19 protein-coding genes are annotated in these 21,219 nt (G+C 64.3%); 12 read left to right on the plus strand and 7 right to left on the minus strand.

Annotated elements, in window-relative coordinates; translation table 11 throughout:
• Positions 1-21 precede the first annotated feature (21 nt).
• Positions 22-1,458, minus strand: coding sequence for a glutamine synthetase family protein (locus JQ587_RS03315; protein WP_212424392.1), 1,437 nt, complete (start codon positions 1,456-1,458; stop codon positions 22-24).
• A gap of 128 nt (positions 1,459-1,586) precedes the next feature.
• Complete coding sequence (locus tag JQ587_RS03320) at positions 1,587-2,945, minus strand: aromatic ring-hydroxylating dioxygenase subunit alpha (protein ID WP_212424393.1); 1,359 nt, start codon at positions 2,943-2,945, stop codon at positions 1,587-1,589.
• 112 nt (positions 2,946-3,057) lie between these two features.
• Here JQ587_RS03320 and JQ587_RS03325 point away from each other — a divergent pair, with 112 nt between their 5' ends.
• Together JQ587_RS03325 and JQ587_RS03330 are read left to right on the plus strand one after the other, a co-directional pair.
• Entirely contained in the window at positions 3,058-3,843 is a 786-nt protein-coding gene (locus JQ587_RS03325) for an IclR family transcriptional regulator domain-containing protein (protein ID WP_212424394.1), read from the plus strand.
• A gap of 75 nt (positions 3,844-3,918) precedes the next feature.
• Positions 3,919-4,251, plus strand: coding sequence for a PRC-barrel domain-containing protein (locus tag JQ587_RS03330; protein ID WP_212302884.1), 333 nt, complete (start codon positions 3,919-3,921; stop codon positions 4,249-4,251).
• Between the two features lie 86 nt (positions 4,252-4,337).
• On the opposite strand, the gene JQ587_RS03335 is transcribed toward JQ587_RS03330, so the two are convergent.
• Both JQ587_RS03335 and JQ587_RS03340 read right to left on the minus strand, forming a co-directional pair.
• Entirely contained in the window at positions 4,338-4,730 is a 393-nt protein-coding gene (locus JQ587_RS03335) for a group II truncated hemoglobin (RefSeq protein ID WP_212302881.1), read from the minus strand.
• A gap of 2 nt (positions 4,731-4,732) precedes the next feature.
• Positions 4,733-5,641 carry a helix-turn-helix transcriptional regulator gene (locus tag JQ587_RS03340; RefSeq protein ID WP_212302880.1) on the minus strand — a complete coding sequence of 303 codons (909 nt, stop codon included), beginning with the start codon at positions 5,639-5,641 and terminating at the stop codon, positions 4,733-4,735.
• 121 nt (positions 5,642-5,762) lie between these two features.
• Here JQ587_RS03340 and JQ587_RS03345 point away from each other — a divergent pair, with 121 nt between their 5' ends.
• From JQ587_RS03345 to boxB, 4 genes are all read left to right on the plus strand, one after another.
• On the plus strand, positions 5,763-7,304 hold the full coding sequence (locus JQ587_RS03345) for a benzoate-CoA ligase family protein (protein WP_212424395.1): 1,542 nt from the start codon (positions 5,763-5,765) through the stop codon (positions 7,302-7,304).
• Positions 7,305-7,376: 72 nt separating this feature from the next.
• Complete coding sequence (locus JQ587_RS03350; RefSeq protein WP_212424396.1) at positions 7,377-8,189, plus strand: alpha/beta fold hydrolase; 813 nt, start codon at positions 7,377-7,379, stop codon at positions 8,187-8,189.
• A 144-nt stretch (positions 8,190-8,333) separates the two neighbouring features.
• Complete coding sequence (gene boxC / locus JQ587_RS03355; protein WP_212424397.1) at positions 8,334-10,022, plus strand: 2,3-epoxybenzoyl-CoA dihydrolase; 1,689 nt, start codon at positions 8,334-8,336, stop codon at positions 10,020-10,022.
• A gap of 100 nt (positions 10,023-10,122) precedes the next feature.
• Positions 10,123-11,574, plus strand: coding sequence for a benzoyl-CoA 2,3-epoxidase subunit BoxB (gene boxB / locus JQ587_RS03360; protein ID WP_212424398.1), 1,452 nt, complete (start codon positions 10,123-10,125; stop codon positions 11,572-11,574).
• A 210-nt stretch (positions 11,575-11,784) separates the two neighbouring features.
• Here the strand turns inward: boxB and JQ587_RS03365 are convergent, their stop codons facing one another.
• Together JQ587_RS03365 and JQ587_RS03370 are read right to left on the minus strand one after the other, a co-directional pair.
• A complete protein-coding gene (locus tag JQ587_RS03365) occupies positions 11,785-12,585 on the minus strand; it encodes an SDR family oxidoreductase (protein WP_212302872.1) in 801 nt (266 codons plus the stop codon).
• A gap of 52 nt (positions 12,586-12,637) precedes the next feature.
• Positions 12,638-13,696 (minus strand): polysaccharide deacetylase family protein, encoded by a 1,059-nt coding sequence (locus tag JQ587_RS03370; RefSeq protein WP_212302871.1) that lies wholly within the window; start codon positions 13,694-13,696, stop codon positions 12,638-12,640.
• A gap of 166 nt (positions 13,697-13,862) precedes the next feature.
• On the opposite strand from JQ587_RS03370, the gene JQ587_RS03375 reads away from it, so the two are divergent.
• Positions 13,863-15,257, plus strand: coding sequence for an OmpA family protein (locus tag JQ587_RS03375; RefSeq protein ID WP_212424399.1), 1,395 nt, complete (start codon positions 13,863-13,865; stop codon positions 15,255-15,257).
• 2 nt (positions 15,258-15,259) lie between these two features.
• On the plus strand, positions 15,260-15,556 hold the full coding sequence (locus JQ587_RS03380) for a hypothetical protein (RefSeq protein ID WP_212302911.1): 297 nt from the start codon (positions 15,260-15,262) through the stop codon (positions 15,554-15,556).
• Positions 15,557-15,680: 124 nt separating this feature from the next.
• Here the strand turns inward: JQ587_RS03380 and JQ587_RS03385 are convergent, their stop codons facing one another.
• Positions 15,681-15,938 carry a hypothetical protein gene (locus tag JQ587_RS03385; RefSeq protein ID WP_212424400.1) on the minus strand — a complete coding sequence of 86 codons (258 nt, stop codon included), beginning with the start codon at positions 15,936-15,938 and terminating at the stop codon, positions 15,681-15,683.
• Between the two features lie 590 nt (positions 15,939-16,528).
• Between JQ587_RS03385 and JQ587_RS03390 the strand changes: the two genes are divergently transcribed.
• The 4 genes from JQ587_RS03390 to pstC all read left to right on the plus strand — a co-directional run bounded on the left by JQ587_RS03390 (position 16,529) and on the right by pstC (position 21,218).
• On the plus strand, positions 16,529-17,587 hold the full coding sequence (locus JQ587_RS03390) for a lysylphosphatidylglycerol synthase domain-containing protein (RefSeq protein WP_212424401.1): 1,059 nt from the start codon (positions 16,529-16,531) through the stop codon (positions 17,585-17,587).
• Positions 17,588-17,620: 33 nt separating this feature from the next.
• On the plus strand, positions 17,621-18,913 hold the full coding sequence (locus JQ587_RS03395) for an ATP-binding protein (RefSeq protein WP_212424402.1): 1,293 nt from the start codon (positions 17,621-17,623) through the stop codon (positions 18,911-18,913).
• A gap of 150 nt (positions 18,914-19,063) precedes the next feature.
• Positions 19,064-20,077 carry a phosphate ABC transporter substrate-binding protein PstS gene (gene pstS / locus JQ587_RS03400; protein ID WP_212302862.1) on the plus strand — a complete coding sequence of 338 codons (1,014 nt, stop codon included), beginning with the start codon at positions 19,064-19,066 and terminating at the stop codon, positions 20,075-20,077.
• Positions 20,078-20,228: 151 nt separating this feature from the next.
• On the plus strand, positions 20,229-21,218 hold the full coding sequence (pstC, locus tag JQ587_RS03405) for a phosphate ABC transporter permease subunit PstC (RefSeq protein ID WP_212302909.1): 990 nt from the start codon (positions 20,229-20,231) through the stop codon (positions 21,216-21,218).
• The last annotated feature ends 1 nt before the right edge of the window (position 21,219 follow it).

The raw sequence follows: 21,219 nt of genomic DNA on the forward strand, positions 1-21,219 counted from the left end.
AGCGCCGTGAGGCGGTCTCCCTCAAAACATCTCAAAATATTCGCGATGCTCCCAGTCGGTCACCTCCGCCAGGAAGCGGTCGATCTCGGCGTTCTTGATGTGGGTGTAATAGTCCACGAACTCCGCGCCGAACTTTTCGCGGAAGAACGGATCGTCCTTCAGCGCGGAGACCGCATCCCGCAACGACTTCGGCAGCAGCGGGGCCTTGGTCTCGTAGGGCGTGTCGGCCGAGGGGCCGGGATCGAGCTTGCGGTCGACGCCGTCGAGGCCGGCGAGGATCTGCGCGGCCATGTAGAGATAGGGATTGGCGGCGGGCTCCCCGACCCGGTTTTCCAGGCGGGTGGCGGCATCGCCGGCGCCGCCGAGCACGCGGATCATCACGCCGCGATTGTCGCGGCCCCAGATCGCGCGGTCGGGCGCCAGCGAATAGGAGCGGTAGCGCTTGTAGCCATTGATGGTCGGCGTCGTGAACACGGTGGCCGCACGGGCGTGATCGAGCAGGCCGGCGAGATAGGCGCGGCCAAATTCGCTGAGCGGCTGGCCGGCCTCTTTCGCCATGAAAAGATTGTCACCGCTCGCGCGCGAGACGATCGATTGATGCAGGTGCCAGCCGCTCGCGAACAGGTTCGGTAGCTTTGGCCGGCACATGAAGGTGGCGTGATAGCCGTGGCGGTGCGCGATCTGCTTCACGGCGGAGCGAAACAGCACCATATTGTCTGCGGGCTCGAGGCCCTTCTTCGGCGCGAAGGTGAATTCGCACTGGCTCGGTCCAAACTCCACCTCGACCGAGCGCAGCGGCAGCCCGAGCGCGACGATATCGCGGCGCAGGATCTCCAGCACCGGCTCCATCTGATCGAAGCGCTGCTCGGTGAGATATTGATAGCCGTGAGACAGCAGGCTCACCGAGGGCGGGGTGCCCGGTTGGCCGGCGTCCTCGGGGCGCATATGGGGGTCGTCGAGCTTGAAGATGTGGAATTCGACCTCGAGGCCCGCAACAAAATCGTGGCCGTGGCGGCCGAGCTCGTCGAGCACCTTGCGATAGAGCCCGCGCGTCGCGAACGGCACCGGGCGGCCGTCATTGAAATAGAGGTCGCACAGCACCCAGCCGGTCGCCGGCGCCCACGGCAAGACGCGAAACGTGGTGGGATCGGCGACCATCAGCACGTCGGCCGCACCCTCCATCTCCTTCATGCCGAAGCCGCCGCCCGCGGTGAACACCGGAAACACCGTGCGGTGCGAGGTGTCCTTGGCGAGCATGGTGGTAGTGATGGAGCAGCCGTTCTCCAACGACGCAATCGCTTCGGAGGCGATGATGGTCTTGCCACGCAAGATGCCGTGCTGGTCGGGAAAGGCGAGGCGGATGACCTCGAGATTCCTGTCCTCGACGAGACGGCGCATGCGCGCGGCCGCGTCCTTCTGTTCATCCGACCACAGCGCATGACGCGCGACGAAAGTCACTTGGCCACTCCCTCAACTGCCGTAGGGTGGGCAAAGCGAAGCGTGCCCACGATCTGTGTCCATCACGGAGAAATGGTGGGCACGGCGCGTTGCGCCTTTGCCCACTCTATGGGAGCGGTGCACGAACGTCACTCCGCCGCTGTCAGCCGGTGCACATTATCGGCGATCTCCTTCGGTACCGGCGCGGTCCACGGCGCGCCGCGGCGGCGCTTGACGTCGACTTCCATCCAGTAGGTCTCCCAGCCGCGGGTTGGCCCGATGCCGTCCATGGTCGCCGGACCCTGGATGCTGCGCGCATTGGCCGCGTCCAGGAACAGCATCGGCTTTTCGCCGCCGCCGACCTTCTCGATCTCCTGCCGCAGCAGGCGGCGGTATTGCACGATCGCCTTGTCGCTCGACCCGAGATGCTCCTTGGTGCGGTCCTGGATCGCGCCCATCGATTCCACCGCCCACTGGTCGTGGACGTTGATGTCGTTGCCCATGCCGGTATAGGTCGCGGTCTGCTGCTCGTGCGGGTCGAAACCGTAATCGTTGGCTTTGTTCTTGCGCGATTTGTAATCCGGCAGCTCATAGAGCTCGAGCCGCTGGTCGCGCATCTTCTGCTTGTCGACCGGGTTGGAATAGCTGGTGAAGATCGCGTACCAGTAGCAGTTCTCGTCATCGACCGGCACGTGCCACTGCGTGATCGTCATCTCCGTGCTCATCGGGATGACGAAGCCATGCGGGAAGAGCTGGTTGGTGACGCGCACATGGGTGCGCTCCTCGTCGATCTCGCGCAGCGCGATCAGCCGCAGGCCGTATTCGGTGTGCTCGACATTGATGATCGGGCGGTCGTATTCGCGCAGGATCTTTGTCATCGGCAAATCGCTTCCCGCGGATGCGCCCCGGAATTGCTTGCCGTAAGCGGTGGAGGTGTCCTCGTCCTCGAAGAAGCGGTGCAGATAGGAGGCGTGCGCGGGATCGATGCCGACCTCCAGCGCCTGCAGCCAGTTGCAGGCCATGTGGCCCTTGAAGGCAAAGGTGTGTGTGCCGGGCGCGACGAAGCAATCGATCTCGGGGAATGCCGGCGGCTCGCCCCTGCCGAGATAGGCCCAGAGGATGCCGCTCTTCTCCACCACGGGATACGAACGCTGGCGGATGTTCTGGCAGAGCTTTGAGTCCTTCGGCTCGGCTGGCGTCTCGATGCATTGGCCGGTGGCGTCGAACAGCCAGCCGTGGAAAGCGCAGCGCAGCCCGCCATGTTCGAGCCGACCAAAGGCGAGGTCGGCGCCGCGATGCGCGCAATGGCGGTCGATCAGGCCGTAGCGCCCCTGCTCGTCGCGGAACAGCACCAGGTTCTCGCCGAGCAACTTCACGGGACGGATCGGCCGCTCGCCCTCGAGTTCATCGACCAGCGCCGCCGGCTGCCAGTAGCTCCGCATCAGCTTGCCGCAGGGGTCCTTCGGCCCGGTGCGGGTGATCAGGTCGTTCTGCTCCTGGCTCATCATGGCGAGTGCATCCCTTGTGGAGTGGCGTTTGTTCGCCTATTGAACGAATGGGCGAATTATGACAGGCTTGGGATCGGCAGCAAGCACTATTTTGCAGGATTGTCCCGAGCCCATGCCCAAGCTGAAGCGCAGCGAGACTGACGAGCGCGCGACGGATTTCGTCGAGGCCCTCGATCGTGGCCTGCGTCTGCTGCAGTGCTTCGGCACCAGTGCAGGCCCAATGACGCTGAGCGATCTCGCCCGCGCCGCCGATCTGCCGCGCGCCACTGCGCGGCGCATGCTGTTCACGCTTCAGCGTGGCGGTTTCGTCTCCGGTGACGGCAAGCTGTTTTCGCTGACCCCGCATGTGCTGACGCTGGCGGCGTCCTATTTGCGTTCCAATCAGCTCGTCGCGGTGTTGCAACCGGTGCTCGATCGCGTCGCAACCGCGGCGAACGAAATCTCCTCGCTCGCGGTGCTCGACGGCGACGACGTCGTGTTCATCGCCCGCAGCAGCCCGGCGCGCATGTTCTCCGGTGGATTGGAGATCGGCTACCGGCTGCCGGCGTTCTGCACCTCGGTCGGCCGCGCCATGCTCGGTCAGTTCGACGACACCGATCTGCTTGTCCGCCTGAAGAAGACGAGGCGTGAGGCGCTGACGCCGCAGACGGTGACCGACCCGAAGACGCTGCTCGCGCACATTGCGGCTGATAGATCGCAGGGCCATTCGCTGGTCGATCGCGAAGCCGAGCCGCATTTCCGCTCGATCTCCGTGCCCGTGCGCCGCTACGACGACGTGATCGTCGCCGCCATCAACATGGGTGCCCATGTCGACCGCGTGCCGGCGCAGGAATTGATCGACCGCTTCCTGCCGCTGTTGCGGGAGGGGGCGGAGGCGGTGCGCTCGCAATTGCTGTAGTTGACGCCAATCCCCCAACGTCGGCGTCTGTGCTATTGTGCTATAATGTACCTACACAACACCAGGGAGCACGCCATGCAACACACCATGGTTCCCAGTGATCGCGTGGAGCACGTCGCCGTCTATGGTTGTGACGGCACCAAGCTCGGCACGATCGAGCGATTGATGCTCGACAAGGTGAGCGGAACGGTTGCCTATGCGGTGATCAAGACCGGCAGGCCATTCGGTGCCCACCATCACTACCCCGTGCAATGGAGCGCGCTGAAATATGATCCGGGACGTCAGGCCTTCCAGGTCGAGCTGACGCCGGAGCAATTGAGCAGCGGCCCCTGCGAGGTCGATGGCGATGAGTTCGACTGGGGCGACCGCTCGCGGTCCTACCAGCATCCGAATTATTGGTCGATCTAGGCGATCGAATTTCATTCGTCGCGCTGCCACGCCGCCTCGCACGCCCTGTCGTGCCCGCGATATCCTCCGCTCATCGGCGCCGAGCGCTACCGGTTGCGCATCCAGTCGGCGAGGCCTGATATCGCGCGATCGAGGTCCTGCCGCGCGGCGCTATCCGTGATGGTCTCTTCCATCGCGCCGCGCATGCAAGCCATCCACGAGTCGCGTTCGGCATCGCCGATGGCAAAGCCGATATGCCGCTGCCGCAATCGGGGATGGCCTTTCTCGGGGGTGTAGAGCTTTGGGCCGCCGGTCCATTCCGTCAGATAGCGCTTCAGCACGTCCCTGATCAGGCCGAGGTCGTCGGCATGCATCGCGCGGATGATCTTCGCTTCCGGCAGCGAGTCCATGCGGTCGTAAAAGCTGTCGACCAGACGGTCGATCGTGGCACTGCCGCCGATCCGCTCGAACATGGAGGTGGTGACGTCGCTGTCGGTCATCTCTACAGCGCTACACTGCGCAGCCCAAAGCTGCGCGCCTCGTTCTGCAGCACCGGCCGCACCGCATCGATCAGTCGCGCAGCGGCCGCATCGACGCTGAGCCCTGCCGTATCCACGACCGCCGTTGCACGTGCGTAAAGCGGTTCGCGGCTGAGCAGGATGTTGCGCAATTCGGCCATCGCGGAGCGGTCATCCGCCATCGGGCGGAGATCGCCCTGGCGGCGGACGCGGGCCATGTGCTCTTCGGGCTCGGCCTTCAGCCAGATCGTGTAGAACGAGGTCAGGATCTGGTCGAAGGTCAGCGGCTCGGAGACGATGCCGCCGCCGGTCGCCAGCACCATCAGTTCGTTGCGTGCAAGCAGCTGCTGCAGCGCGGCCTGCTCCAGGCGGCGAAAACCTTCCTGGCCGTAGAGCGCGATGATCTCGGCGACCGAGAGGCCGTTCTGCTGCTCGATCTCCTTGTTGAGCTCGACAAAGCTCCAGCCGATCTTCTTCGCCAGCATGCGCCCAAGCGTGGATTTGCCGGCGCCGCGCAGGCCGATCAGCGCGATGCCGCAGAACGGCGCGCGCCGCGGCGCAGTTGCGCTGCCGCCGGCGAGCAGGTCTTTTGCTTGGGCAATCTGGCCCGGTGTCGCCTTGCGGAGGAGATCGCGAAACATCTGCCAGTCCGGTGTCGGATCGGCGGAGGGGAGCAGATCTTCGAGATGCGCGCCCATCGCGTCGGAGACGCGGCGCAGCAGCACGATGGAGACATTGCCCTTGCCGCTCTCGAGCTGCGCGATGTAGCGCTCCGAAATTCCTGATACTTTGGCGAGCACCTTGCGCGACATGCCGCGCAGCGCGCGCATGGTGCGCACGCGCTGCCCGAGTTGTTCGAGAAAGTGGGATTCGGCGTCGGGACTGTCGGTCATGAGCCTTCTTTACAGGGGTCCTGCGGCGCGTTTTAATGAAACATAGTGCCTGCTGGCATTGACAGCAAGCTGTCACAATGTCTTTCTATGAATTATAATTCTAAATTCAGGGGAGACGACGGTGAGCGAGGGATCCTACAACGCGGTGACCTGGCTGCTCGACCGTAACGTCGAGGAGGGCCGGGAAGGCAAGCTCGCCTTCGACGACACCGTCTCGCGGCTCAGCTATGGCGAGCTCCAGCGTGAGACCCGGCGCGCCGCCAACATGCTGCGCCGGCTCGGCGTCCGCCGCGAGGAACGCGTGGCGATGATCATGCTGGATACGGTCGATTTCCCGGTCGTGTTTTTGGGCGCGATCCGCGCCGGCGTCGTGCCGGTGCCGCTGAACACGCTGCTGACCGCGGACCAATACGCCTACATCCTCGCCGACTGCCGCGCCCGCGTGCTGTTCGTCTCCGAGGCGCTCTATCCCGTCATCAAGGACGTGGTCGGCCGCATGCCTGATCTTGAGCACGTCGTGGTGTCCGGCGCCAAGCAGAACGGGCACAAGCAGCTCGCGGAGGAGCTCGCGGGCGAGAGCGACCAGTTCACAACGGCCGCGACGCATCCGGACGAGCCGGCGTTCTGGCTCTATTCGTCGGGCTCGACCGGCATGCCCAAGGGCGTGCGCCACATTCATTCCAACATGCAGGCGACCGCCGATACCTATGCGAAACAAGTGCTCGGCATCCGCGAGAGCGACGTGTGCCTGTCCGCAGCAAAACTGTTCTTCGCTTATGGCCTCGGCAATGCATTGACGTTTCCGATGTCGGTCGGCGCAAGCGTGATCCTCAATAGCGAACGCCCGACGCCGCCGCGCATGTTCGACCTGATGAACCGCTACAATCCGTCGATCTTCTACGGCGTGCCGACGCTGTTTGCGGCGATGCTGAATGACGAAGCGATGAAGAGTGAGCGCGGCGGCAAGTCCTTGCGCATCTGCACCTCGGCCGGTGAGGCGCTGCCGGAATCCGTCGGCAGCAGCTGGAAATCGCGCTTCGGCGTCGACATCCTCGACGGCGTCGGCTCGACCGAGCTCTTGCACATCTTCCTGTCGAACGCGCCGGGCGACATCAAATACGGCTCCTCCGGCAAGCCGGTGCCGGGCTATGCGGTGCGGCTCGTCAACGAGGCCGGTCAGGACGTCGCCGATGGCGAGGTCGGCGAGCTCCTGGTCGATGCCCCCTCCGCCGGCGAGGGCTACTGGAACCAGCGCCACAAGAGCCGCCGCACGTTCGAGGGCCCGTGGACCCGCACCGGTGACAAATATGTCCGCGACACCGAGGGACGCTACACCTTCTGCGGCCGCGCCGACGACATGTTCAAGGTCTCCGGCATCTGGGTCTCGCCGTTCGAGGTCGAGAGCGCGCTGATCACGCATCCGGCCGTGCTGGAGGCTGCCGTCGTGCCCGAAGCCGATCCGGAGGGGCTCTTGAAGCCGAAAGCGTTCGTCGTGCTGCGCCCGGGTGTGAAGACGAACGACCTTCAGGAAATGCTGAAGGAGCACGTCAAGCAGAAGATCGGCCCGTGGAAATATCCGCGCTGGATCGACGTGGTGGAATCACTGCCGAAGACGGCAACGGGAAAGATCCAGCGGTTCAAACTGCGCGAGGGCGCGAATTGAGTGGCCTCGTCATTCCGGGTCGGCTCGCGTTGCGATCCGTCCGGAATGACGGAAATGAACGGGAACGACAGCATGACCAGCCTCACCCCCGCCGGCTTCCTCAGCATCGGCACGGCCCGCCTCGAATACAAATGGCTTGCGCCGCCGGCCACCGACGCCCCCACCATCGTCATGCTGCACGAAGGCCTTGGCTCCGTCGGTCTGTGGAACGACTTTCCTGAAAAGCTGCAGCAGGCGACCGGCGCCGGCATCTTCGTCTATTCGCGCGCGGGCTACGGCCAATCGAGCTCGGTCACGCTGCCGCGGCCGCTCGACTACATGCAACGCGAAGCGCTCGACGTATTGCCGAAGGTGCTCGATGCGATTCCCTTCAAGCGCGGCCTGTTGCTCGGCCATTCCGACGGCGCCTCGATCGCGGCGATCTATGCCGGCGCACATCAGGACAATCGCCTGCAAGGCATCGCGCTGATCGCACCGCATTTCATCGTCGAGGACGTCTCGGTGAAGTCGATCGCCGAGATCAAGACGACGTATGAGACGACCGATCTCAAGGTAAAGCTCGCGCGCTGGCACAAGGACGTCGACAACGCCTTCTACGGCTGGAACGGCGCCTGGCTCGACCCGTCATTCCGCGACTGGGACATCTCGGAGTATCTGGCCTACATCCGCGTTCCCGTCCTGATCGTGCAAGGCGGGGACGACCAATACGGGACGCTGCGTCAGGTCAAGATCGCGCAGGAGGAATGTTATTGCCCGGTCGATGTGACGATCATTCCAGGCGCGGGACATTCTCCTCAACGTGAAGCCCCGGCGCCAACGCTCGACGCAATCGCGCAATTTGCAAAGGCCGCCTTGCGGGATGATCGAGGTCTCCAGGCTGCGTAACGCGTAGAGGGCGGCGTGGCTGCGACCGGCTGTCGCTCAGATGAAGCAAAGTGCATGTTAGGTCAAGATTTGGGCTAGACGCCTCTCACAAGATGCACTATTGTGCATCTAACGCTTAAACCATGACGAGCTCAAGGGTGGCCCATGGCCGGGGAAGATCGGCGCCTCGCAGGCGGCGCGACATTCATCGATTTCCAGACCGAACCGTCCCGCTACAAGCACTGGAGGCTGGCGGTCGACGGTGACGTCGCGACGCTGACCATGGATGTCGACGAGAATGGCGGCCTGTTCGAGGGCTATCTGCTCAAGCTCAATTCCTACGATCTCGGCGTCGACATCGAGCTGGCCGACGTGGTCCAGCGGCTGCGCTTCGAGCGCCCCGAGGTGAAAGTCGTGGTGATGCGCTCGGCCAAGAACCGCGTGTTCTGCGCCGGCGCCAACATCCGCATGCTCGCGGGCTCGACCCATGCGCACAAGGTGAACTTCTGCAAATTCACCAACGAGACCCGCAACGGCATGGAGGATTCGTCCGAGAATTCCGGCCAGCGTTTCATCACCGTCGTGAACGGCTCGGCCGCCGGCGGCGGCTATGAGCTCGCGCTCGCCACCGACCATATCATCCTCGCCGACGACGGCGCGTCTGCCGTGGCGCTACCGGAAGTGCCGCTGCTCGCCGTGCTGCCGGGCACTGGCGGCCTCACCCGTGTCGTTGACAAGCGCAAGGTGCGCCGCGATCACGCCGACTTCTTCTGCACCATCGAGGAAGGCGTGAAGGGCAAGCGCGCGGTGCAGTGGCGTCTGGTCGACGAGATCGTGCCGAACTCCAAGCTGGAAGCGAAGATCATCGAGCGCGCCAAGGAGTTCGCGGCTGCCTCGAAGCGCGCCGGCAACGGCAAGGGCATCGCGCTCTCGCCGCTGAAGCGGACGATCGACGAAACCAGCATCCGCTATGGCTTCGTTACCGTCGACATCGACCGTGCCGCCCGCATCGCCACCATCTCGATCAAGGCGCCGGAAACGGCGCCGCCCGCAGACATCGACGGCATGATGGCGCAGGGCGCTTCGTTCTGGCCGTTGCAGGTCGCGCGCGAGCTCGACGACGCCATCCTGCACCTGCGCATCAACGAGCTCGAGATCGCCATGCTGGTGTTCAAGAGCCATGGCGACCGCGCCCATGTGCTCGCCAGCGATGCCTTCCTCGAAGCCAACAAGGCGCATTGGCTGGTCAACGAAATCCGCCACTACTGGAAGCGCGTGCTCAAGCGCATCGACGTCACCTCGCGCACGCTGGTGACGCTGGTCGAGCCCGGCTCCTGCTTTGCCGGCACGCTCGCCGAGCTCGTCTTCGCGGCCGACCGCTCCTACATGCTGATCGGCACGCGCCAGGGCGACAACCGTCCGCCGCCGTCGATCGAACTCTCCGCGATGAATTTCGGCCCCTATCCGATGAGCCACGGCCTGACGCGGCTGGAATCGCGCTTCCAGGCCGATCCAGCGGATGTGGAGCGCGCGGAAGCCACGCTCGGCACCGCGCTCGATGCCGAGCAGGCGGAAGAGCTCGGCCTCGTCACCTTCGCGCTCGATGACATCGATTGGGACGACGAGGTCCGCGTGTTCCTGGAAGAGCGCGCCAGCTTCTCGCCCGACAGCCTCACCGGCATGGAAGCCAGCCTGCGCTTCGTCGGCCCCGAGACGATGGAATCGAAGATCTTCGCGCGCCTGACCGCCTGGCAGAACTGGATTTTCCAGCGCCCCAACGCGGTCGGCGAGGAAGGCGCGCTGCGCCGCTACGGCAGCGGCCAGAAGCCGAAATTCGATATGACGCGAGTCTAGCGAATAGGGAGTGGCGAATGGCGAATAGGAGTTTTCACTCGCCACTCGCTACTCGCCATTCGCCTCATTAAACGAGCTAGTCCCCAACGGGAGGTCCACCATGAACATGAACATCATGAACGTCGACTACTCGACCAAGATTCCGAACAACGTGAATCTCGCTGAAGACCGCCAGGTGCTGAAGGCGCTGGAGGGCTGGCATCCCGGCTACATGGACTGGTGGAGCGACATGGGGCCGGAGGGCTTCCAGGAATCGCTGGTGTACCTGCGCACCGCTTACTCCGTCGATCCGCGCGGCTGGGCCAAGTTCGATTACGTCCGCATGCCCGAATATCGCTGGGGCATTTTGCTTGCGCCGCAGGAAGAGAACCGGGTCGTTCCCTTCGGTGAGCATTATGGTGAGCCGGCCTGGCAGGAAGTCCCGGGCGAATATCGCGCCTTGCTGCGCCGTCTGATCGTGATCCAGGGCGACACCGAGCCGGCCTCGGTCGAGCAGCAGCGTCATCTCGGCAAGACCGCGCCCTCGCTCTACGACATGCGCAACCTGTTCCAGGTGAATGTCGAGGAAGGCCGTCACCTCTGGGCGATGGTCTATCTGCTGCAGAAGTATTTTGGCCGCGACGGCCGCGAGGAAGCCGACGATTTGCTACGCCGCCGTTCGGGCGATGCCGATGCGCCGCGCATGCTCGGCGCCTTCAACGAGGCGACGCCGGACTGGCTGTCCTTCTTCATGTTCACCTATTTCACCGACCGCGACGGCAAGATGCAGCTGCACAGCCTCGCGCAGTCGGGCTTCGATCCGCTGTCGCGCACCTGCCGCTTCATGCTGACCGAGGAAGCACACCACATGTTCGTCGGCGAGACCGGCATCACCCGCGTCGTGCAGCGCACCTGCGATGCGATGCGCGAAGCCGGCATCACCGATCCCGCCGATATCGCAAAAGTCCGCGCGCTCGGTGTGATCGATCTTCCGACCATCCAGAAGAAGCTGAACCTGCACTATACGCTGTCGCTTGATCTCTTCGGCTCGGAGGTCTCGACCAATGCGGCCAACGCCTTCAACACCGGCATCAAGGGCCGCTACCACGAGACCCAGATCGACGACGACCACCAGCTCAAGAACGCCACGTATCCGGTGCTGAAGTTCATCAACGGCGAGATCAAGCTGGTCGACGAGCCGGCGCTGACCGCGCTCAACATGCGCCTGCGCGACGATTACAGCCAGGATTGCGTCAAGGGCATGCTGCGCTGGAACAAGGTGATCTCGACCGCAGGCTACGACTTCCAGCTCAAGCTGCCGAACGTCGCCTTCCATCGCCATATCGGCGAGTTCAAGGATATCAAGGCCACGCCCGACGGCATCTTGATCGATGATGCCACCTGGGCGAAGCGCAAGGACGAGTGGCTGCCCTCGATCGCCGACGGCGACTTCATCACCTCGCTGATGCAGCCGGTGACCGAGACCGGCAAGTTCGCGTCGTGGATTTCGCCGCCGAAGGTCGGCATCGACAACAAGCCGGGTGATTTCGAGTACGTGAAGATCGAGTCGTAGGCTTCTTACCTCTCCCCGCTTGCGGGGAGAGATCGACGCGCAAAGCGCGGCGGGTGAGGGGGTACAGGTCTCACGTCTATCTCGGGTGGGGAGAGAGGCCCCTCACCCCAACCCTCCCAGCGCGAGCGAAGCTCGTCGCGGCCCCGCAAGAGCGGGGCGAGGGAGCGGACCGAATGCGCCGCGTATAACGTGCCTTTCAGTTTGCGTCGCCTACCCCGCGATCTCCAGCCCCGCATTCGCATACACCACGCCGCCATCGACCGCGATGGTGTTGCCCACCACGTAATCGCCCGCGCGCGAGGCGAGATAGATCGCAACGCCCGCCATGTCCTCGTCGGTGCCGATGCGCCGCGACGGAATGCGCTTGGCGACGTCGTCTGCGTGGTCGCGCGCGGCGCGGTTCATGTCGGACTTGAACGCGCCCGGCGCGATCGCGGTGACATTGATGTTGTCCTTGATCAGCTTCGTCGCCATGCGCCGCGTCAGATGGATCACCGCGGCCTTGCTCGCCGCATAGGAATAGGTCTCGCTCGGATTGACGAAGATGCCGTCGACGGAGGCGATGTTGATGACCTTGGCGGGCCGCTCGTGCGACGCCGCCGCGCGCAGCGGCTTCGCCAACGCCTTGGTCAGGAAGAACAGCGACTTGACGTTGAGGTCCATCACCTTGTCCCAGCCGCTTTCGGGGAATTCGTCGAACTCCGCGCCCCAGGCGGCTCCTGCATTGTTGACGAGGATGTCGAGCTTCGGCTCGAGCTTGATGATTTCGCCGGCGAGCTTGTCGCAGCCTTCGACGGTCGAGATGTCGATCGGCAGCGCGATGCATTCGCCGTCATATTGCGCCGAGAGCTCTTTCGCGGTCGCTTCGCAGGGGCCTGCCTTGCGCGCGGTGATGTAGACCTTCGCAGCTCCTGCACCGAGGAATCCGGCCGCGATCATCTTGCCGATGCCGCGCGAGCCTCCGGTCACGAGTGCGATGCGGCCTTTGAGCGAAAAAAGATCGTTGGACATGGTGCCTCCCTTGGGTTGGCGACGTTTTGAGCGCCGCGGGAGGGGGAGTCAACTATGCCGCCGCGATCCGGCGGAAGCCGTTCCACATCGCGGTCGCTGCGCCCGAGGTCAGCACCGGCAAGATGCGCGCGTCCTGGTAATTTCCGTTGAGCGAGACGCGCGGCAGCGCGGTCATGTGGCCGGCGCTCTCGGCGAACAGCATGCCAGGGCGTGTCGTCACCGCGGTCTTGAAGCCGGCGGACGCGGCCAGCGCGAATTCGCGCATTCCTGCGGCTTCGCGGTCGCCATAGGGGTAGGCGAGATGCAGCACCTCGCGCTCCAGCGCGTTCTCGATCCGCGCCCGGCTCACGGCCATCTCCTGCGTGGCGATCGCCTCGCTCTGCTTGGCGAGATTGCAATGGCTGATGCTATGGGCGCCGATCGTGACCAGCGGATCGGCGGCGAGGCGTTTCACCTCGTCCCAGGACAGACAGAGGCTGCGGCACAACGCGCCCATGTCGACACCATGCGCGGCGCAAAGTGCCTCGATCTCCCGCTTCAAATCGTACTCGCCCGGCAGCGCCCGCAGCCAGTCATGCAGACGGTCGAAGGCCGCCTGCTTCGCGGCCGGATTCGTCGTGTCGAGCCGCAGCGCGGAGTGGCCGATCTGCACGTCGACCTGCTCGGCCTTGGCGATGACGGCCTCCAGCGCGGTCCACCACAGCCGCCCGGTGCCTTCGGCGAAGTCGCTGGCGACGTAGATGGCCGCCGGCGCGTCGAATTCGCGCAGCACCGGTAGGGCATGGTCCCGGTTGTCGCGGTAGCCGTCGTCGAGGGTGATGGCCGCGAAGCGGCGATCGAACCGGCCCTGCACCAGCCGGTCGTGCAGTTCGTCCATGCTGACGATGTCGATCTCGCGCGAGCGCAGATGGCACAGCGCTGCGCGCAGGAAATCGGGGGTGACCTCCAGATGCCGGTTCGGCTGGAACGCACCCTCACGGGCCGGCCGCACGTGGTGCAGCATGAAGATCGCGCCGACGCCCGACAGCAGCGGACGCAGCAGATGGTGCGCCCCGCTGAAGTATAGTGCACCCAGCCCGGCGCGAATGACGTTGTTACGGAGTTGTTTCATGACCGGCTGGCGGACCCCAGGGCATTCCGCCCTCAACTTACGGAATAACCCTTGAAGAAAAAGTTATTCCAATTGTCCACGCACGGCCCCCGAAACGGCCCCATTTCCGGTTTGACAGCCTGCCAAGGGTTTGTTTTGTCTCCGGTTCCAGAGTTCGGGTCGTCGAATGCAGATGCTTTTCAGGTGGGCCAGCAAATGGTGGCCAGGGCTGATTCCCCTGGCCGTCATGTGGGGATTTGCGGCCTGGAATAATACCTTGCCGGTCGAGGCAGACCTGTCGGCCCGCAGCTCGGCCGCGCTCAAGGAGACCGTCCTGGACAAGACCCGGATCGCGGTCGACGGCCGTGACGTCCGCCTGGCGGCGGATGCATTTTCCGAGGAGGGCCGCCGCGACGCCGTGACGGCGGTCGAGATGGTTCCCGGCGTACGGCTGGTCGACGACCAGACCCGCCTTGTTCCCGAAGCCAAACCCTTCGTCTGGAACGCCGAGCGCGACGTGGTGCGGGTCACGCTGTCGGGCTCCGCGCCGCTGCCGTCGATGAAGGTGCGGTTGACGGACGCCGCGCGCAAGGAGGTCAACGGGACCGAGGTCGCCGATCAGATGGGCCTGGCGCGCGGTGCACCGGCGCGGTTCGAGGCCGCGGCCATGCTGCTGCTCGACCAGATCGGCAAGCTGAAGGACGGCAAGATCACGATAACAGACACCAAGGTCAGTCTGTCCGGCATGGCGCGCGACCTCGGTGGGCGCGAGGCGATCGCGGCGGCGCTGAAGAATCTGCCTGAAGGATTTTCGATCGCCGCCAACGAGATCAAGGCGCCGCCTTACATCTTCCAGGCCTACAAGGATCCGGTCGCGGCCACGGTGACGCTGACCGGCTACGTACCTGACAACAACGTCCACGCCTCGATCGCGACCAGCGCGTCGCGAAAGTTCTTCACCGAGAAGGTGGTCGACAGCCTCAAGGCCAGCATTGGCGCGCCCGGCTCGTTCAACACCGCCGTGGTCGCTGCACTCGGTGCGTTGTCGCGGCTGTCGACCGGCACGCTCGTGGTGTCCGATCGCGAGGTGAAGCTGTCGGGCGATGCGCTGTACGAAGGCGCTGCCAACGACATCCGCGCCGGCCTCGGCAAGGATTTTCCAAAGAACTGGCAATACAAGCCTGAAATCACCGTGAAGCCCGCGGCGGGGCCGGTCGACGGCACCGTCTGCCAGCAGTTGTTCTCGGAGCTTTTGGCCAAGGGCAAGATCCGCTTCGCAACCAAGCGCGCCGACATCGATCCTGACTCCGCCGGCATTCTCGATCATCTGATCGAGACCGCGCTGCGCTGCCCGACCACCAATATCGAGGTCGCCGGCCATACCGATGCCGACGGCGAGGACTCCTTCAACCAGGCGCTCTCCGAGAAGCGCGCGCAGGCGGTGATCGACTATCTGGTCAAGGCCGGCCTGCCGGCGGATCGTTTCACCGCGGTCGGCTATGGCGCCACGCAGCCCGTCGCCGGCAACGACACCGACGACGGCAAGGCGCAAAACCGCCGCATCGAATTTCTGGTGAGGTGATGATGCCCTATCTCGTCTCGTTCCACATGGGCTGGTTGATCGGCGCGGTCCTGTTGGGCTTCTGCATGGGCTGGATCTCCGTGGTCCAGCGCGGCAATGGCACCTCGAAGGTCACGGCGCGCTGGCTCGCCGCACTCGCGGCGGGCCTGGTCGGGGCCTCCTTCGCGCATGTTGTCCCGGGCCGCTTCGGCTACTGGCTCGATCTCGGTCTGGTCCTGTTCGCCTGCTACCTCGTCGGCTGCACCATCGGGGCGTGGCTGCGCTATTGGGTCGTCTCGCGCAGCCAGCCTGCGGCCTGACGGTTTCCTGGCCATATGCCGGGACCGGCATCCGGCAGGCATCAAGCTCCAAATTCAACATCCGCGAGTCATGCAGCGAGCTGTCCCGTCACGCGCGGACGGGACATTTCCTGGCGCGACGTGCTCAGCGGAAGCCGGCACTGAAATTGTGGTCGCGAATGCCGATGGCCTTGGCCTGCGCCGCGGACACGCCATCCCGGCACTGGATATACCGCAGCACTTGCGCGTCAGTGCCCGCGGAGTGCGCACGCCACATGTCGAGAGTGAAGCCGTTTTTGGCCATGCAGGCCTGCGAATGAGGACTGTCGTTGCGCTCTCTGGCGCCGGCGGGAGTGGTGGCAAGAACGATGACCGCGTTGGCGGCACCGAGCAGAAGCTTCATGGTTTTCTCTTTATCATGCAAAGTATCACGCAAAATGCCTGGCTGACTTGACGGCTGCCCGGGGGCGACTGCCTCGTCCGCCGAAAACCTCGCCGATTGCAAGCTGGCTCGCCATAGGCCGTCGAGCGATAGCCACAGGTAGTTGTGCAAGGGCCGAGGAAAGCTCAAGACGATTATCTCGTTACTCCCCCCGGAGGGCGCCCGGGATGGGCCAGCCGGCCCGTGGGGCCCCTCTTTCAACAGGCCGACGCTGCCCATAGATTGATTTCGACTTAAGCCGTGAAGGAACATTGTCCGGCCGAAATCATCAAAACTTCACGGCGACTGCGCAGGATTGCCATGGAGATTCGCGTCAGCCTTGCCGCCGAAAGCGCCAAACCGTGCATCAGGAGCCCGCAAACCTGCCTAAAATATTGAAGGCACGTGATTTTGTTCACATTGGCGAATTCCACTCCGCCCCAAAACGCGCTAGTGGAGGGACGGGGGGCATGCGCGATGCTGGAGCCGGCGGCGAGTGTTCGTTGAGTGCCACTGCGTCGTTCGCCTGTTCGCCGGCCACCCTGGCCGCTGAAGCGTTATTCGAGGTCTAGATGCTGGAAGCCATACGCAGGGCGATGACGTTTCTGCGCCAGAAGCAAATCCTGCATAAGCTTGGAGTTGTGATCAGCGTCGCGGTCATCGGCATCGCTTGCTATGTGCTCTACCACATGCTGCGCGGCATCGACATGAACGAGGTGATCGAGGCGATCAAGAGCACCGAGCCGCGCCAGATTGCGATGGCCGCGCTGTTCGTCGCCGCGGGCTATTTCACGCTGACATTCTACGATCTGTTCGCCGTGCGCGCGATCGGCCATTCCCACGTGCCTTATCGCATCAATGCGCTTGCGGCCTTCACCAGCTATTCGATCGGACACAATGTCGGCGCCAGCGTCTTCACCGGCGGCGCGGTGCGCTACCGCATCTATTCGGCCTATGGGCTGAACGCGATCGACGTCGCAAAGATCTGCTTCCTCGCCGGCCTCACCTTCTGGCTTGGCAATGCTGCCGTGCTCGGCCTCGGCATCTCCTATCATCCGGAGGCGGCCGCCTCGATCGACCAGTTGCCGCCGTGGCTGAACCGGACGATCGCGATGATCATCATCGTCGCCCTGGTCGGATACGTGGTCTGGGTCTGGACCCAGCCGCGGGTGGTCGGACGCGGCCCCTGGACCGTGGTGCTGCCGGGCGGCCCGCTGACCTTGCTCCAGATCGCGATCGGCATCATCGATCTCGGCTTCTGCGCGCTCGCGATGTATGTGCTGGTCCCCGACGAGCCCAATCTCGGCTTCGTCGTCGTCGCAGTCATTTTCGTCTCGGCGACGCTGCTCGGCTTCGCCAGCCATTCGCCCGGCGGGCTCGGGGTGTTCGACGCCGCCATGCTGGTCGGCCTCTGGCAGATGGACCGCGAGGAGCTGCTCGGCGGCATGCTGCTGTTCCGGGTCCTCTATTATCTTTCCCCGTTTGTCATCTCTGTAATCTTGCTGACGTTTCGCGAGGTTATCATCGGCGCCCGATCGAAGCGCCTGCAGCAGGCGGCGCTCAAGCTCGATCCCGGCCCACCGCCTGAAGCCGCTTACGTGAGAAAGCGCAGCGACAGCAGCGGCGCCTGACCGGCGCCAGCCCCTAGGAGAAGTTCCGCCCCGATGGCGATCGACGCCCCATCTTCTCCCCCCGCACAGCCTTGGTCCGACCGGCTGCGGCATTCGACGATCATCCTGATCGCTGCTGCGCTGGCGCTCTCGATCGTGGTCTCCCTCGGCGAATTGTCGGCGCTGCACGCCGCGGTCATATTCCTTTGCATCGCGGCGGCTGCACTGATCCCGTGGCGGCTGCATGATACCGCTGCCTCACGCGAGGACGTCAGGCGCGTCAATCCGGTCGAGAGCGCGGCGGTGGCCGCTGTTGTCGCCGGCATGCCGGATCCGGCCGTGCTGCTCGACCGTGCCGGCCGCGTCATTCATCTCAACGCCGCCGCCGCCCAGCTTGCGCCGGCGCTGCGCAAGAACGAGCTTGCCCAGTTCGCGCTGCGCTCGCCGGAGATCATCACGGCGCTGCGCGAATCCATTGCGACCACCGAGCCGCGGCGCGCGACCTATCTCGACCATGTGCCGGTCGATCGCTGGATGGAGCTGATCATCACGCCGGTGCCGGTGCCGACCAATTTCGGCGGTGCGGACAAATGCATGCTGATGACCTTCCACGATCAGACGCCGCTGCGTCGGGTCGAGGAGATGCGCGCCGATTTCGTCGCCAATGCCAGCCATGAACTGCGCACGCCGCTGGCGGCGCTGTCCGGCTTCATCGACACGCTGCAGGGCCAGGCCAAGGACGATCCCAAGGCGCGCGAGCGCTTCCTCGGCATCATGCATAATCAGGCGACCCGCATGGCGCGCCTGATCGACGATCTGCTGTCGCTGTCGCGGGTGGAGCTGTCGGCCCATGTGCGGCCCGATACGCTGGTCGACCTGCTGCCGATCATCTTCCAGGTCGCCGACGGGCTCGAGCCGCTGGCGCGCGAGCGCCAGGTCGAGGTCGAGACCCATCTGCCGGAGACCCCGGTGATGATCGCCGGCGATCGCGAGGAGCTGCTGCGCCTGTTCGAGAATCTGATCGAGAACGCGCTCAAATACGGCGCCTCCGGCGGCCGCGTCATCGTGTCGCTGACCACGACGCCGGCGCCGGACGGAGCTCAGGAAATCAGGGTCATGGTGCGCGATTTCGGCCCCGGCATCGCGCCCGAGCACCTGCCGCGCCTGACCGAGCGCTTCTACCGGGTGGACGTCGGCGACAGCCGCTCGCAGGGTGGAACCGGGCTCGGATTATCGCTGGTGAAACATATTCTTAACCGTCACCGCGGCCGTCTTTTGATTGAAAGCGTGCCCAAGCAGGGCGCCACCTTCACCGCCTGTTTTCCCCCGGCTAAGACTTTAGTTTAATCAGAAAACGCAAGCGATTTCAATCGCTTGGTTGTGTCATCCGACTGTCACCAAACCTTCGTAAAAGCTCAGCCGACCGCTCCTAAAGGGGCGGCGCGGGGAGCGCGATCGGGCGCGGATGGCGCTTCGCTCCCCTGTATGGAGACCAGCATGAATTTCATCAAAACGATCGTCGCTGCCGGCTTGGTCGCCGCCACGACGACGGCGGCGTTTGCTGCCGATATCACCGGCGCAGGTGCGACGTTCCCGTTCCCGATCTATTCGAAGTGGGCTGACGCCTACAAAAAGGAGACCGGCAACGGCCTGAACTACCAGTCGATCGGTTCCGGCGGCGGTATCAAGCAGATCCAGGCCAAGACCGTGACCTTCGGCGCCAGCGATGCGCCGCTCAAGGCCGAGCAGCTCGAGAAGGACGGCCTCGCGCAGTGGCCGATGGTGATGGGTGCCATCGTTCCCGTCGTCAACCTCGAGGGCGTCAAGGCTGGCGAGCTCGTGTTCGACGGCGAGACCCTCGCCAACATCTATCTCGGCAAGATCACCAAGTGGGACGATGCCGCGATCAAGAAGCTCAATCCGAACGTGAAGCTGCCGTCGGAGGCGATCACCGTGGTCCGCCGTTCGGACGGTTCGGGCACCACCTTCAACTTCACCAACTACCTCTCCAAGGCCAGCGCCGACTGGAAGAGCAAGGTCGGTGAGGGCACCGCCGTCGAGTGGCCGGTTGGCGTCGGCGCCAAGGGCAACGAAGGCGTGTCGGGCAACATCAGCCAGACCAAGAACTCGATCGGTTACGTCGAGTATGCCTATGCCAAGCAGAACAAGCTGACCTACACCGGCCTCGTCAACAAGGCTGGCAAGTCGGTGCAGCCGACCGTCGAAGCCTTCCAGGCAGCCGCTTCCAACGCCGACTGGGCCAAGGCGCCCGGCTATTACGTCATCCTGACCGACCAGCCCGGCGACAAGTCCTGGCCGATCACCGCGGCGACCTTCATCCTCATGCACAAGGACGCCACCGACAAGGCGGCGTCGCAGGAAGCCATCAAGTTCTTCCGCTGGGCGTTCAAGAACGGCGGCAAGGCGGCCGAAGAGCTCGACTACATCCCGATGCCGGACAGCGTCGTCCAGCTGATCGAGAAGACCTGGGCTGCCGAGATCAAGAGCTAAGCGCTTTCTCTTCGGGCGCGGTGCGGCCTCCAACGTGGCCGCATCGCGGACCTCACGACTTTTCGGCCCCGGATCAGCCTCGTGCTGCTTCCGGGGCCCGAGACCAACAAAAAGCGTATATGACTTGGTACAGGGGATCGGCGTGGCAGAGATGGCCGTTCAGAGCGATGTAATCGACGACGCCGGACCGTATGATCGCGCAAAAGCCTTGAGCGCGTTCAAGCTCGGCGATGTCACCTTCTACTGGATCACGCGGCTTTCCGCGATCTCGGTGCTTCTCATTCTCGGCGGCATCATCCTGTCGCTGATCGTCGGCGCCTTCCCGGCGATGAAGGAATATGGCTTCGCGTTCCTGTGGACGCAACGCTGGGCGCCCTCGGCCGATCCGCCCGTGCTCGGTGCGCTGGGACCGATGTATGGCACGCTCGTCACCTCCTTCATCGCGATGCTGATCGCCATTCCCGTCGGTCTCGGCATCGCGATCTTCCTCACCGAGCTCTGCCCGCAATGGCTGCGCCGCCCGATCGGCATGGCGGTGGAGCTGCTCGCCGGCATTCCCTCGATCATCTACGGCATGTGGGGCTTCTTCGTGCTGGGGCCGTTCCTGGCCAACACCTTCCAGCCCTTCATGATCAAGATCTTCGACGGCGTCCCTGTGCTCGGCGCAATCTTCGCAGGTCCGCCGTCTTACCTCAGCCTGTTCAACGCCGCGCTGATCCTCGCGATCATGGTGCTGCCCTTCATCACCTCGATCTCGGTCGACGTGTTCAAGACGGTGCCGCCGGTGCTGAAAGAGGCCGCCTATGGCGTCGGCTGCACCACCTGGGAAGTGGTGCGCAGCGTGGTGATCCCCTACACCCGCGTCGGCATCATCGGCGGCGTCATGCTGGCGCTGGGCCGCGCCCTCGGCGAGACCATGGCGGTGACGTTCATCATCGGCAACTCGTTCCGCATCTCGTCATCGATCTTCGCGCCGGGCACCACGATCTCGGCGGCGATCGCCTCCGAATTCGCCGAGAGCGACGGCCTGCACCAGTCCGGCCTGATCTTGCTCGGCTTGTTGCTGTTCGTGCTGACGTTCTTCGTGCTCGCAGGCGCCCGGCTGATGCTGCTGCGTCTGGAAAAGAAGGCGGGGAAGTAAC

It is taken from the genome of Bradyrhizobium manausense (genome assembly GCF_018130615.1).
In the GTDB taxonomy this organism is placed as follows: domain Bacteria; phylum Pseudomonadota; class Alphaproteobacteria; order Rhizobiales; family Xanthobacteraceae; genus Bradyrhizobium; species Bradyrhizobium manausense_A.